This window comes from Stenotrophomonas sp. 86428_Sma (assembly GCF_056481585.1).
In genome coordinates, this window is sequence record NZ_CM151156.1 from 3321164 (window position 1) to 3334546 (window position 13383).

A 13383-nucleotide genomic window follows, 5' to 3' on the forward strand; every position below is an offset into this window, starting at 1 on the left:
GTATTGCTTCAGGCGGATCCGCTTAGAAGCGGAAGCCCACTTCGGCCTTCACCTGACGCGGGGTACCGATCACATCGCCGGTCTCGTTGTAGCTCACCAGCAACTTGCCATCGCTCTTCACGTAGTTCAGGTTCGAGAAGTTGTCGAAGTTGAGCACGTTGATGATGTCGATACGCGCATACAGCTCGGTATCGCCGGCCAGCTTGAAGGTCTTGGTCGCCTGCAGGTCCAGCGAGCGGTAGCCGAAGATCTTGCCACCGAGCAGGAAGCGGCCATTGCCACCCGGAGTACCCGCGGCCGGAGTCGGCAGGCAGTTGGCAGTGCCAGCCTGCGCGATGCAGGACCAGTCATTGCCCGGGGTAGGCGTGGCCAGGGTCAGCTTGCCGCCAAAGGTGATGCCCCAGAAGCCGTCATACGAGCCGGTGACCACCAGGCGATGGCGCGGCGCGCCGTTGGACTTGATGGTCGGGTACTCACCGATGGTGCCGCGATCGAACGAGTAATGCTCGTTGATGTTTCGGTTGTGACGCGCGTTGGTCCAGGTATAGGCGATCGAGGTGCCCCAACCGCTTTCCTTGCTGTACGGCTTCTGCGCCGACAGCAGCACCTGGGTGGAACGGGTCTTGATGCCCTGCTGGCCGATGATCAGGCTGCCGAAGCCCGGAATGTTGCAGTTCCACGGCTGGCCGTAGGTCGGCTCCTTGGCGCCACACAGCATCTGGTTATCGAAGAAGTTGCCGTTGTTGAAGCGGTTGCCCAGGGTGAAGGCGAACCCATCATAGGTCAGCGTGCGAGAAATCGTCGCGTCGGTCAGCCACTCACCGAACTGGTTGCTCATGCCCAGGCTGAACTGGTCGGCGTACGGCACCTTCATGTTGTTGTTCAGCAGATCGACTTCCATGCCTTCATTGCTGGTGGAACCCAGCAGTGCCTGCACGTTCTCGATGCCGTTCATCAGGTTCGGGTTCCAGTCAAAGCACGGAGTCTGGCCGTACATGCAGTTGCCGGTGGCCGGGTTGCGGAAGTAAACGGTCGGCTGCGGCAGCGCCAGCTTGGTGGTTTCCAGTGCCAGGTTGTCGAACAGGTCGCGGTCATAGGAACGGCCGGCGCCACCATGGAACACGTGCCGTTCGTCGGCATTGACGTCATACGAGAAGCCCAGGCGCGGCTGCCAGGCGTTCTTGAAGTTCTTGCGGTTGTGGCCGGTGCTGATGTAGTCGTTGACGTTCAGCCCGCTGAGCGCCAGCGTCTGCGCATAGGTCTGGGACACGCCCGCCGGCGCGTTCGGATCCTGCGAGAACAGCGCCTTCACTACCTCCGGCGGGGTCACGAAATCGGTGTAGACCGGGTTCTTTTCGTAGTCCCAGCGCAGGCCGATATTCAGCTGCAGGTGGTCATTGACCTGCCAGTCGTCCTGGATGAACAAGCCGATCTGCTTGACCTTGGCGCGCACTTCGGACTGCACGCCGGTGACGCCGGTGCTGGCCTTGGTGAACTGCGCCTTATACGGCGTGCTCGAGGGGAACGCCGGGTTGTCGATGGTGTAGGAGAACTGAGGGTTGATCTGCGCCGCGTCGGAAGCGTACAGGTCGATCTGCTTGTACTTGGCGCCCATCTTGATGGTGTGGTCGCCCGCCCACTGCAGGCCGTCCAGGGTCAGGTTGTCCTCGATCGCCCAGCCCTTCTGGCCCTTCACCTGCGAGGCGAAGGCATCAGCCGCGCCAACCTGGACGAGCGTCTTCTCCTGCGGGCGGTTGGCGTCCGAGTCGCCGAAATCCGGTGCGGTGTAGATGATGCCGTTGCCCATGGTCAACGGCAGCGGATTGTTGAAGGCCTCCTCGTGGGTCACCATCAACTCGTTGTAGAAACGCTCACCGCTGTGGTTCCAGCGCAGCGCATAACGGCGGTCGGTGTTGTCCACGACCTTGCCGTGTACCTTCGCGGTCTGGCCACTGAACTGCTGCTGGGTTTCGTCGCGGTCCTGGAAGGTCAGTTCGATGCGATCGTTGTCAGTCGGCTCGAAGTCGATCTTGGCGAAGATCAGGTCCTGCTGGAACGGCTGGCTGGCCGGGCCGAGACCTGCGAGACCATCGGCGGGCAGATTGGCGGCCGACGGAGTGACGGCACCGTCCGGCGCGATGGTCACCGGCAGATCGAAGCGCTTGGCTTCATAGGTGACGAAGAAATGGGCCTTGTCCTTGATGATCGGGCCACCCAGCGCGAAGCCGTATTCCTTCTCGGCCGAGTCTTCCTTGCTCTTGCCCGGCTGGCGTTCGGCCGGGGTCATCGCACGCATGCTTTCGTTGGTATAACGGTAGAAGGTCTCACCCTTGAACTCGTTGGTACCCGACTTGGTCGCAGCCGTGATCGCGGCGCTGGACACCTGGCCGTACTCGGCCTTGTAGTTGCCGGTGATGACCTTGTACTCACCGATGGCCAGCTGCGGGAACGGGTTGCCCGCGCTGCCGGACTGGCCGGAGATGCCGCCACCCTTCACGTAGCTCTTCTGGCCCACACCATCGATATAGACGTTGGTGCCGTCGGAGTTGGTGGCACCGCCACGCAGCGAGGTGTTGCCCTTGGCATCGCGGGTGAAGATCATGCCCGGCACCGCGTCGGCGAACTCCAGGAAGTTGCGCGAGACCTGCGGCGTGGTCTGGATCTGCTGCAGGCTGACGGTCTTGCCGACTTCGGACGTGCGCACTTCCTGCAGCAGGGTCGGTGCGACAACGTTGACGGTGTCCAGGTTGGTGGCCGCGGTCGAACCCGGGGTGCTGCTGGCGGCACCGGCGAAGTTCAGGGTAGCAGTCGAGGCCACGGTGACGGTGACCTTCTGCGACTGGCCGTTGGCGACCACGTCATAGGTGCCCGGGTCCAGGCCCATCAGCGAGTAGCTGCCATCGGCACGGACGGTGCCGCGACGGACGGTGCCGGTGGCCAGGTTGGTGGCGGTCACTTCGGCGCCGGCCTGGGCGCCGGAAACCTGGCCGCGCAGGCTGGCATTGGCCGACTGCGCCATGACGTTCGGAGCGGCGGCCAGCATCAGGCAGCTGACCAGTGCGGTGCTCAGCAGCCGGCGTGCCGGCGTGCGGAAGGTGGTATGCATCATCAACTCAATCTCCGGGTGGCGGTGACCGCTCGCGCGGTCCCTGCGATCAATCAAAAAAGAAGGAACGCCTCTGGCTTCAATGGCCCGATGGCGGAGTGGTGGAATCGCGAACTATCAAGCGGGGAACCAGGGTCTGCTTGTCCCCTGTCCCGTCCGTGGAGGTGCCGTCCATCAACTGCAGCAGGCGCGTCATGGCCCGGTCGCCGAGCTCGGCGATGCTGACCTGCATGGTGGTCAGCGACGGGTGGACGAAACGCGCCAGTGGAATGTCATCGAAACCCGCCAGGGCGACATCGGTCGGAACACGGACACCGGCCTGCGTGAATGCATACAGGCATCCCAGGGCCATCATGTCGTTGGCGGCAAACACGGCATCAGGCAGCGCTCCGGCTGCCAGCAACTCCTGACCGGCGCGATGGCCGGAAGCTTCGTCGAAATCACCGGGCAGCTCGATGCCCTCGGCGCCACCGCCAAAAGCCGCCAGCGCGTCACGGAAGCCGCGCAGGCGCTCGCGCGCGTCGAAGTTGAGATCCGGGCCAGAAATGAAAGCGATGCGACGGTGGCCGGCGTCAAGCAGATGGCGGGTCATCGCCATCGCACCGGCATGGTCGTCGATGCTCAGCACCGGGTGGTCCTGCCCGGGCAGATAGGTGTTGATCAACACCGTCGGCAACGACTGCGGCAGGTTGTCGGTCAGGAAACCGGGGCTCTCGGCATAGGGCGAGAGCACCAGCAGGCCGTCGACGCGGCCGCGCATGGCGCGCAGGGCCGCGCCCTGCTGCTCCTGGTCACCGTGGTAGCTGGACACCAGCAGGTGCTGGCGACGGCTACGGGCGACATTGTCGATGCCACGCATCAGCTCGGAGAAGAATTCGCCGTACAGATCAGGCAGTACCACGCCCACCGTATTGGTGCGGCGGCTGCTCAGGCTGCGGGCGGCGGCGTGCGGGGTGTAACGCAGCCGTGCGGCCACCTCCAGCACAAGCTGGCGGACCGGTTCGGCGACATTTTCATGCCCGTTGAGCGCGCGGGAAACCGTGGCCACGGAGACCCGGGCTTCGCGAGCGACGTCTTTGATTGTGATGGCTGCCTTGTTCACGAAGCCGCCCTCCACGGCTTGGACCTACCAGCATTGGCGCGGAATGTAAGCGTTTCCATCTGGGCTTGTAAACAGTCCGTTAGGCGAATGTCCCGAAATGGACATGGAAATCTGTCTGCAGCGAGCCCCCGCAGGGACCCGCCAGGACAGCGTGGGACAAGGGCTCAGCCCTGTTCTGACGGGGTCTGCGCGCGGATGGACAACGCGTGGATATCGGTCTCCATCATCGTCCCCAGCGCGGCGTACACCGCGCGATGCCGGGCCAGCGGGCCCAGTCCGGCGAAGCGTTCACTGACCACATGTACGTTGAAATGACCGCGGCCATCGCGCGCACCGGCATGGCCGGCGTGGCGATGGCTGTCGTCCTCGATCTCGAGCACGCTCGGCGCCAGCGCATGCTGCAGCGCATCACGCATTCGCGAGATCCGTTCCGCGTTCACGGCAACACCTTCCGGAACGGTCGCACCTGCACGCGGGTGTAGACGCCGGCGGCCACGTACGGGTCGGCGTCGGCCCAGGCCTGGGCCTGCAGCAGCGACTCGAACTGCGCGATCACCACCGAGCCGCTGAAACCGGCCGGGCCGGGGTCTTCACTGTCCACCGCCGGGCAGGGGCCGGCCAGCAGCAGGCGTCCCTCGTCGCGCAGCGCGTGCAACCGCGCCAGGTGTTCCGGCCGCGCCTGCAGCCGCTGCGCCAGCACATCCTGGCCGTCATACCCTTCGATCACATACCACACCGGCATTTCCTCGCTTGCGTTGTCGGGTCCGCAGATTCTAGCCAATGCGGCCCCTGCCCCGGCCCGGCTGGACACTGGCGCAACAAAGGCTTACCCTAGACTCCATTGCACGTGGCTGGATGCAGCAGCCCGTCGGTTTTTGCGGCCAACGCAGCCCCCGACGACCGTCCCGCTGCTTCAAACCGGACCACCTGGCCGGGCCACGTAGACGACCTCCCCGTAGTTCCGTCGCTGCCGTTTCCTGCGGCGCGTCCTGCTGTTTGATATGTGTGGAATCGCGCCGATCCCGGCGTGTCTGGTGCCCTGGGGCTCCGTGGCGTTGGCCCGGCAAACCCGGTGCCGCGACTGGTCCGTTGCAATCCTGATGTCCATTAGATGACTTCCGAACTCGCGCTCGACGCGAACCCGCCAACCCGGCCGCCCGCCCCCCAGCAGCAGGAAATGCCGCTGGCCGTGGTGCATGGGCAACCGGTCCTGCAGATTCCGCAGGACCTGTACATTCCGCCGGACGCGCTGGAAGTCATCCTGGATGCCTTCGAAGGCCCGCTGGACCTGCTGCTGTACCTGATCCGCCGCCAGAACCTGGATGTCCTGGACATTCCCGTCGCCGAGATCACCCGGCAGTATGTGGAATACATCACCGTGATGCGCGAGCTGCGCTTCGAGCTGGCCGCCGAGTACCTGGTGATGGCCGCGATCCTGGCCGAGGTGAAGTCGCGCATGCTGCTGCCGCGCCCGGTCAGCGAGGAAGGCGATGAAGCCGACCCGCGCGCCGAGCTGGTGCGCCGGCTGCAGGAATACGAACGTTTCAAGCAGGCCGCCGAGGACATCGACGCCCTGCCCCGCCAGGACCGCGACACCAGCCTGGCCCATGCCTTCATGCCCGAACGCGCTACGGTGAAACTGCCGCCGCCGGTGGACCTGAAGGAGATGCTGCTGGCGCTGCACGACGTGCTCAAGCGCGCCGAGCTGTTCAGCGGCCACGCCATCAAGCGTGAGGCACTGAGCGTGCGGCAACGCATGGGCGAAGTGCTGGGACGCCTGGAAGATGGCAAGTTCTATCGTTTTGAAGGCTTGTTCACGGCCGAAGAAGGCAAGCTGGGCGTGCTGGTCACGTTCCTGGCGGTGCTGGAACTGGCCAAGGAACAGCTGCTGGACATCGTCCAGGAAGAACCGCTGGCGCCGATCTACGTGAAATCGCTGGCCGCCGGCAACACCAACGCCCCGCTGCAGTTCAGCAGCGAGTTCGACGACAACGACGCCGCCAATGCAGACGAGTGAGCGCTGACTGCCGATGGATCAATTGCTGATCAACCGCATTGTCGAAGGTGCGCTGCTGGCCTCCAGCCAGCCGCTCACCCTGGCCCAGCTGAAGGACCTGTTCCCGGAAGAGGAACCGGCACCGCCGGGCAGCATCGAACGCGCACTGGAACGTCTGCGCGAAGCCTGCGAAGGCCGCGGCGTGGAACTGGTCGAGGTCGCCTCCGGCTTCCGCTACCAGGTCACCGGCGAAGTGCATGGCTGGATCAGCCGGCTGTGGACCGAACGCAAGACCCGTTACACCCGCGCCACCCTGGAAACCCTGGCGCTGATCGCCTACCGGCAGCCGATCACCCGTGGCGAGATCGAGCAGGTGCGCGGCGTGGCGGTCAGCAGCAACATCATCCAGGCGCTGGAAGAACGCGAGTGGATCCGCGTGGTCGGCCACCGCGACGTACCCGGCAAGCCGGCGCTGTTCGGCACCACCAAGGGCTTTCTGGATTATTTCGGCCTGAAGCGATTGGATGAGCTGCCGCCACTGTCGGAACTGAAGGACCTGGGCGAGCTGGAACCCCAGCTGTCCCTGGACCGCGATGCACCGGCAGCGGCAAGCGCCGACGGTCCTGACCTATCGGCCGGCGACGAAAGCGCTGCCGCGAACGATGATGCCGGCCTGGCCGGCAGTGACACCCCCGATTCCGCCGACGCAGCCCCTGCGCCGGCTTCCGATGAGCAAGCACCTTCGCCCCTCGATGATGGGCACCCCGATTCCGCGCCGGGCGAGCGCGCGGTGCCAGTGAACGAACGCGAAGACAACGCCGTCGCGATGACGACCGTGGCTGTTGACCAAGCCGATTCCGAACCAGAGGCCGACCTCGAAACCGTCGGCCGGAGCAAAACTGATGAGTGACACCCCTCGCAAGCTGTCGTTGAACAAGCTCTCGCTCAAGCGCGAAGCCACCTCCGAACAGTTCAAGTTGGAAGAACGCCTGCACAAGGTGCTGGCACAGGCCGGCCTTGGCTCGCGCCGCGCGCTGGAACAGCGCATCGCCGAAGGCCTGGTCAAGGTCAACGGTGAAGTCGCGCAGACCGGCATGTCGGTCAAGAGCGGCGACAAGATCGAACTGGATGGCCGTGGCTTCGTCGCCACCGCCCTGGCCGAGCCGTCGCGCGTGCTGGTCTACAACAAGCCGGAAGGCGAAGTGACCACCCGCGATGATCCGGAAGGCCGCCCGACCGTGTTCGAATCGCTGCCGCCGCTGAAGGGCGCGCGCTGGATCGCGATCGGCCGCCTCGACATCAACACCACCGGCCTGCTGCTGGCCACCACCGACGGTGAACTGGCCAACGCCATGATGCACCCGTCGTTCGAGGTCGAGCGCGAATACGTGGTGCGCGTGCGTGCACCGGAAGGCGAGGAAAAGGTCTCCGACGCCATCGTCGACCGCCTCACCCGTGGCGTGGCACTGGAAGACGGCCCGGCCAAGTTCGACGAGATCGAACGCATCGGCGGCACCGATTCGCACGACTGGTTCCGCGTCGTGGTGAAGGAAGGCCGCAACCGCGAAGTGCGTCGTCTTTGGGAATCGCAGGGCTGCCAGGTCAGCCGCCTGAAGCGCACCCGCTACGGCAAGGTGAGCCTGCCGCGCGAACTGGCCCGTGGCCATTCGGTGGAACTGGGCACCGCGCAGGTTGAAGCCCTGCGCGCGCAGCTGAAGCTGGAAGAAGGCGCACCGTCGGCACTGACCCTGCAGCCGGTGATCGGCCAGCGCCGCGCCGCCAAGACCACCGTGCGCGTGCGCGAAGGTGGCCGCGGCAACGCCTACGTCAACGGCCACAACACCGCTGACGAAGGTCGCGAGCTGCGTCGCTTCGACAACGTGCGCGAAGACCGCGGCCGTGGTCGCGGCGGCAAGGGTGGCGGCTTCAAGGGCGGCCTGACGGTCAGCGGTGAAGCGGCAGCCAAGCAGTCGCAGAAGCCGTTCAAGCAGCGTGCCCAGAAGAACGATCGTTCGCTGCCGGAAGGCAACCCGGCCGCGTTCCGCACCTGGTACGTGCCGGATGGCGTGAGCACCGGCCCGAGCGGCCATCGCAATGCCGGTCCGGGCGCACGTGGCCCGGGTGCCCGTGGTCCGGGCGCAGGCGGCCAGGGCCGTCCGTACGGCAAGCCGAAGGGGCCGGGTGCTGGCGCCGGTGGCGGCCAGGGCCGTGGCGGCTTCGGCGGTGAAGGCCGTGGCGGCGCAGGCGGCCAGGGTCGTCCGGCCGGCGCGGGCAACCGCTCGCAGGGCCAGGGCAACAAGCACCCGTACGGCCATCCGGGCAATGCCCCGAGCTTCCCGTCCGACCACGCCACCCCGGGTTTCAACCCGTATGGCAGCCCGAAGCCGGCGCAGGGCGCCCGTCCGGGCGGTCGCGGTCCGGGCGGTGGCAACAACCGTGGCCCGGGCGGTAACCGTGGTCCCGGTGGTCCGGGTGGCAACCGAGGCCCGGGCGGCCCCGGTGGCAACCGCGGTCCGGGCGGCCCGCGCCGCAGCGGCCCGCGCGGCGGCTGATCAGCGATCCGACTGAAATGAAAAACCCCGGCTCCGGCCGGGGTTTTTCTTTAAAAAGGGGACGGAGGGGATTAAGTCGTTTTTGCCACGGCGTGTGTCGAAGGGGCGAAAGCGACTTAATCCCCTCCGTCCCCTTTTGCGTGGCGCTGGAACGCGGCGGGTGTGGTGCCGGTCATGCTGCGGAAGAAGGCGATGAACGGGCTCTCGGCGGAGAAGCCGGTGTCCTGCGCCACATGCGCGACGCGATGGCCGAGCAGCAGCAGCTCCATGGCCCGCATCAGGCGCCATTGCTGACGCCAGGCCTGGTAGCTCATGCCGGTATCGCGTTGCATCAACCGACCGACAGTACGCGCGCTCAGGCCCGTGCGCGCGGCCAGCTCCCCCAGTTCGGGCGGCAGCTGTTCGGCCAGCGGCAGACAACGTGCGATCCGCGGATCACGCGGCAGAGGCAGGTCCATCGGCGCCACCGGTGCAGCGACGATTTCCAGCACGCACAACGCCAGTTGATGGTGTGCGCGCGGCGACTGCCAGTCATGGTCGAACGGTGCCTGCGCGATCGGCTCCAGCAAGGCCTGCAGCAGCGGACCTACGCTGATGATGGCCGGCTGGCGGGGCAGTTGGGCCGACAGGGTGGCATCGAAGTACAACGAACGGTAGTCGACCGCCTGGCGCATCTGCGCGCGATGGCGCAGCCCACCCGGAATCCACGCTGCGCGCGCGGGCGGCAGCAGGCTGATGCGATCACCGTAGGTCAGGCGCGTACAGCCCTGCCGGGTGTACAGCAGCTGCGCGCGCGCATGCTGGTGCCAACCCGAGTCGTGATCGGCCAATGAGGCCGCGATACCCAGCACCGGAGCGCCCCAGGCATCGGCGTCGAAGTGCTCATCCGGCTGCAACCAGGCCATGTCTGATTTCATGCATTCGATGACAGGATAGACAGAGTGCGCCATTGCGGACGCAACCACAATGCGCGGCCCTGTTTCTGGAGCGCCCGCATGTCGCGCCGCCTGTTGCTGCTCACCATTGCACTGCTGATGTTTCCGCAGTTGGCACAGACCCTGTACAGCCCGGCCCTGGCCGATCTGGCCGAACGCTTCGCCCTGCCGCCGAGTGCCGCCAGCCAGGCCATGAGCCTATACCTGTTCGGCTTCGCTGCAGGCGTGCTGCTGTGGGGGCGCCTGGCCGATCGTATCGGTCGTCGCCCCGCCCTGCTCTGTGGCCTCGGCGTCTTCGCAGTGGCTGCACTGGGCGGGCTGATGGCTGGCAGCTTCGGCCAGGTGCTGCTGGCCCAGGCGTTGGCCGCAGTCGGCGCCGCCGCCGCTTCGGTGGTCACCCAGACCGTGCTGCGCGACCATCTGCAGGGGCCGGCATTGGCGCAGGCATTCTCCTGGATCGGCATGGCCCTCGCCCTGAGCCCGGCCATCGGTCTTGCACTGGGCACGCTGCTGGTCACCGCCAATGGCTATCTCGGCGTACAGTCCGGCCTGCTGCTGATAGCTGCCCTGCTGGCAGTCGCATGCCTGGCTGGCCTGCGCGAAAGCCGCCCTGCGCAGATCCCGCACACGCTCATGCTGCCGCTGCTGCGGGAACTGCTGCGCGATCGCTGGATCTGGTCACACGCGTTGCTGGTGATGGCCTTCAACGTGGCGATGTACAGCTGGTATGCACTCGGCCCCTTCGTGTTTGCGCGCCTGCACTGGCCAGCCACCTGGTTCGGCGCCAGCGGCGCGGTGCTGGCACTGGGCTCGGCACTGGGCGCGTGGGGCAATGGCCGCCTGCTGCGTGCAGGCGTTGCCGCAACCACGCGCATCCGCATCGCCGCAGGACTGGTCCTGACGGGAGGCCTGCTGGCCACGCTGCTGGATGATCACCCTGCCCTGGTCGCGGCGATGGTCCCGGTGGTGACGGGCTTCGGCCTTGCCATTCCCAATGTGCTCGGCCAGGCTCTGCGCGGCTATCCGCATTGTCTCGGCAGCGCAGGCGCGCTGTTCGGCCTGCTTTACTACCTGTTGATCGGCGCGGCAATGGCGTTGGTCGGTGCAGTGCAGCTGCTGGCACCGACCCTCATCGTGTGTGGCCTGCTGGCCTTGTGGCTGCAGCGGGATCGGTCAGTCGACGGCGGAAGGCCTGGCTGCCGATCGTAACGATGAAGGACTCGCTCCTGCTGCCACGCGGGCAGCAGGGGCCCCGAGGTCCCTGCCCCGGGGCCTGGATCAGCAAACAGCGGGTTACTGCACGTTGATCACTTCGTCCATTGGCGCGAGGAAGTTGCCAGGACTGTTGCGCGACGCCGAGATCACATAGGTCCCGGGTGTTGCGATGGTCGCGGTGCAATGGCGGATGGGCGTGGTGTTGCCACCGTCGTAATTGTCATTGGTACGGCACAGGAACTGACCATTGGCATAGACCGAGAAATTACTCGTTCCATCCACCTGGCCGCCGCCTGTGATGTAGATTTCCGACGGCGAGCCAGCCACACGCGGCAGGGTGCCGATCTCGAATCTGGCCGTCACCGGATGCGGCAACAGGCTAGGACACGGCACAACGAGTCCGCTGTCAGACAGGCAGACCTCGGCGTGGGCGATGGCGGGCGTGGCGATGAGGGCCACGAGCAGCACGAACGTTCTGAACTCCATTCCAGCGTCTCCAATGATCCCAGCAGAATCGCTGGGACGTCCCTGTTAGGCATTGCGGGGTTACTGCAGGGTCAAGGAAACGTAAATGCACTGCGCGCCCACAGCGTCGGATAGCTGCAGGACCCGCTCTGGGCGGTGCGTTGCACCGCCTCCACTGCGGTTGGCCCCTATCCCTGCCCGATGACTTCATGTCGATGCAGGATGCTCACCGCCGCGCGGCACTTTTCCGGCGCGGATCGACGCTCACACCGCATGTTAGGAATTGCTGCAAACACAAGGCATTGTGCGCCACGCCCGGAATTCACATCAGGGCGCTGGCTATCGTGCGCGCTCTCCCACACCAGGCAGATGCCCATGATCACCATTACCGCCGAACAGGCCCGCGCCAACGCCGATGCCGCCAAGCGCCCGATCGAGCAGTTCTACCGCGACCTCGACAACTCGATCCAGATCGGCTCGGAGAATGGCCGCCGCTATCTCGTGTTCGGCTTCAGCCAGGTGATGGCCAGCGAGCAGCTCGTCGAAGACGTGACCGCACAACTGCTCAAGAATGGTTTCGGTGTCGAACGGTTGTTGAGCGATTCCGAACAGCACTACATCCGCATCAGCTGGGGATCTGCCGAGCCGTCGCGCCTCAGCGCCGGCTGAGGGTGAACGCGGTGCCGTCCACGCCCAGGTCGCAGCCCTTGCCGGTACCGGACAGGGCCAGCGAGATGTCGCCCTTGGTCATCACCTGCGCGTTGCTGGACTTCACCGCACCGGCGTGCGCACCCACCGAGGCGTAAGTACCCAGCAGTTCGTTGACGCTGACCGCGCCGGTGAAGCTGCCACGCCCGTTGGTGATCTTCGACTTGCCCACGGTCAGGCCGCCGCCCTTCATCTGGATGCGCACCGGCATGCTGGCGCCGTTGCTGCAGGTGACCGTGCCATTGCCGGAGGCGGTCTTGTAGATCAGCGACCAGCCGGACAGGTTGTAGCGCAGCTCGCAGTCGAGGTTGCCAGCGGCGTGCGCGGCCGGGGCCAGCGATGCGGCGGACAGGGCCAGCAGCAGGGCGAAGGACGTGTTCATGGCAGGACTTCCAGTTCGATCAGACTGGCGGCGAATCTAGCAGCGCGCGCGTGCACGTTGAATGCAGGCGCGCGCGCTGGTGCGGCGGCGTTCAGGCCGTCGCTCAGGCCTGCTCGTCCAGGTGGAAGGCATCAGCATCGAGCATCGCCGGGAAGCGTGCGCGGTGTGCAGCCAGCGCATCAGCCGAGATGGTGGTGGTGACCACCTGTTCGCGCTCGCGGATTTCCACCTGCGGCTGGCCGAGGAAGTCGATCACCGCGCTGTCACCGGCGTAATGCAGCTGGTTGCCATCGACGCCGACACGGTTCACCGCAGCAACGAAGCACAGGTTCTCGATCGCACGTGCACGCAGCAGCGTCTTCCACGCATAGGCGCGTGCCGACGGCCAGTTGGCAACGAAGATCTGCAGATCGAAATCCATCTGTTGCGGACGTTCAACGTTGAAGCGGTTGCGGCAGAACACCGGGAAACGCAGGTCGTAGCAGACCTGCGGATTGATCCGCCAGCCCTTCCATTCCACGCTCAGGCGCTCGCGGCCGGCCGCATAGCGCTCGTGCTCGCCGCCATAGCGGAACAGGTGGCGCTTGTCGTAGTACTCCAGGTTGCCATCGGGCGTGGCGAACAGCAGGCGGTTGTAGACGCCTTCGCCATCACGCAACTGAACGCTGCCGATCACCGCCGCGTTCAAGGCCCTGGCCTGTTCGCGCACCCAGGCCACGGTCGGGCCGTCCATGCCTTCGGCCTGGGCAATGGCTTCATTGGAAAAGCCACTGGTGAAGGTCTCCGGCAGGACCACCAGATCGGTGGTGCCCGCCAGCGGTGCCAGCAGCGCGCCGTAGTACTCACGGTTGCCCGCCGGGTCATGCCAGCGGGTGTCGCCCTGGACGAGGGAAATGCGCAGATCCTGCATGTTCACGCCTCC

At 65.8% G+C, this 13383-nt stretch carries 13 protein-coding genes; 5 read left to right on the plus strand and 8 right to left on the minus strand.

All coding sequences use genetic code 11. From position 1 onward, the window contains the following. Positions 1-22: 22 nt before the first annotated feature. From ACZK3J_RS15295 to ACZK3J_RS15310, 4 genes are all read right to left on the minus strand, one after another. Positions 23-3109 (minus strand): TonB-dependent receptor, encoded by a 3087-nt coding sequence (locus ACZK3J_RS15295; RefSeq protein ID WP_049401101.1) that lies wholly within the window; start codon positions 3107-3109, stop codon positions 23-25. Positions 3110-3185: 76 nt separating this feature from the next. After that, positions 3186-4223 (minus strand): LacI family DNA-binding transcriptional regulator, encoded by a 1038-nt coding sequence (locus ACZK3J_RS15300; protein ID WP_032129774.1) that lies wholly within the window; start codon positions 4221-4223, stop codon positions 3186-3188. A 149-nt stretch (positions 4224-4372) separates the two neighbouring features. Further along, positions 4373-4648, minus strand: coding sequence for a BolA family protein (locus ACZK3J_RS15305; RefSeq protein ID WP_434060509.1), 276 nt, complete (start codon positions 4646-4648; stop codon positions 4373-4375). Next, the gene (locus ACZK3J_RS15310) at positions 4645-4944 is read right to left on the minus strand and encodes a YciI family protein (protein ID WP_032129789.1); all 300 of its coding nucleotides are present in this window, start codon (positions 4942-4944) and stop codon (positions 4645-4647) included. The genes ACZK3J_RS15305 and ACZK3J_RS15310 overlap by 4 nt, the downstream gene beginning before the upstream one ends. 375 nt (positions 4945-5319) lie before the next feature. Between ACZK3J_RS15310 and ACZK3J_RS15315 the strand changes: the two genes are divergently transcribed. The 3 genes from ACZK3J_RS15315 to ACZK3J_RS15325 are packed head-to-tail and all read left to right on the plus strand — an operon-like array spanning position 5320 to position 8756. Continuing rightward, positions 5320-6225 carry a segregation and condensation protein A gene (locus ACZK3J_RS15315; RefSeq protein WP_006456456.1) on the plus strand — a complete coding sequence of 302 codons (906 nt, stop codon included), beginning with the start codon at positions 5320-5322 and terminating at the stop codon, positions 6223-6225. A 13-nt stretch (positions 6226-6238) separates the two neighbouring features. After that, positions 6239-7114 (plus strand): SMC-Scp complex subunit ScpB, encoded by an 876-nt coding sequence (gene scpB / locus ACZK3J_RS15320; RefSeq protein ID WP_049423988.1) that lies wholly within the window; start codon positions 6239-6241, stop codon positions 7112-7114. Then, positions 7107-8756, plus strand: coding sequence for a pseudouridine synthase (locus ACZK3J_RS15325; RefSeq protein WP_049401107.1), 1650 nt, complete (start codon positions 7107-7109; stop codon positions 8754-8756). Before scpB ends, ACZK3J_RS15325 begins: the two co-directional genes overlap by 8 nt. Before the next feature lie 116 nt (positions 8757-8872). On the opposite strand, the gene ACZK3J_RS15330 is transcribed toward ACZK3J_RS15325, so the two are convergent. Then, a complete protein-coding gene (locus tag ACZK3J_RS15330) occupies positions 8873-9661 on the minus strand; it encodes an AraC family transcriptional regulator (protein WP_277779141.1) in 789 nt (262 codons plus the stop codon). 90 nt (positions 9662-9751) lie between these two features. Here ACZK3J_RS15330 and ACZK3J_RS15335 point away from each other — a divergent pair, with 90 nt between their 5' ends. Continuing rightward, entirely contained in the window at positions 9752-10900 is a 1149-nt protein-coding gene (locus ACZK3J_RS15335) for an MFS transporter (RefSeq protein ID WP_164080179.1), read from the plus strand. 84 nt (positions 10901-10984) lie between these two features. Here ACZK3J_RS15335 and ACZK3J_RS15340 read toward each other — a convergent pair whose 3' ends face one another. Beyond that, positions 10985-11392: a hypothetical protein gene (locus ACZK3J_RS15340; protein ID WP_478476045.1), complete on the minus strand. Its 408-nt coding sequence runs from the start codon at positions 11390-11392 to the stop codon at positions 10985-10987. A gap of 354 nt (positions 11393-11746) precedes the next feature. Here ACZK3J_RS15340 and ACZK3J_RS15345 point away from each other — a divergent pair, with 354 nt between their 5' ends. Then, positions 11747-12040, plus strand: a complete 294-nt coding sequence (locus ACZK3J_RS15345) for a hypothetical protein (RefSeq protein ID WP_032129780.1) — start codon at positions 11747-11749, stop codon at positions 12038-12040. Here the strand turns inward: ACZK3J_RS15345 and ACZK3J_RS15350 are convergent. Next, the gene (locus ACZK3J_RS15350; RefSeq protein WP_478476046.1) at positions 12027-12461 is read right to left on the minus strand and encodes a hypothetical protein; all 435 of its coding nucleotides are present in this window, start codon (positions 12459-12461) and stop codon (positions 12027-12029) included. The genes ACZK3J_RS15345 and ACZK3J_RS15350 overlap by 14 nt on opposite strands. Before the next feature lie 103 nt (positions 12462-12564). Beyond that, a complete protein-coding gene (locus ACZK3J_RS15355) occupies positions 12565-13371 on the minus strand; it encodes an amidohydrolase (protein WP_277779138.1) in 807 nt (268 codons plus the stop codon). Positions 13372-13383 lie beyond the last annotated feature (12 nt).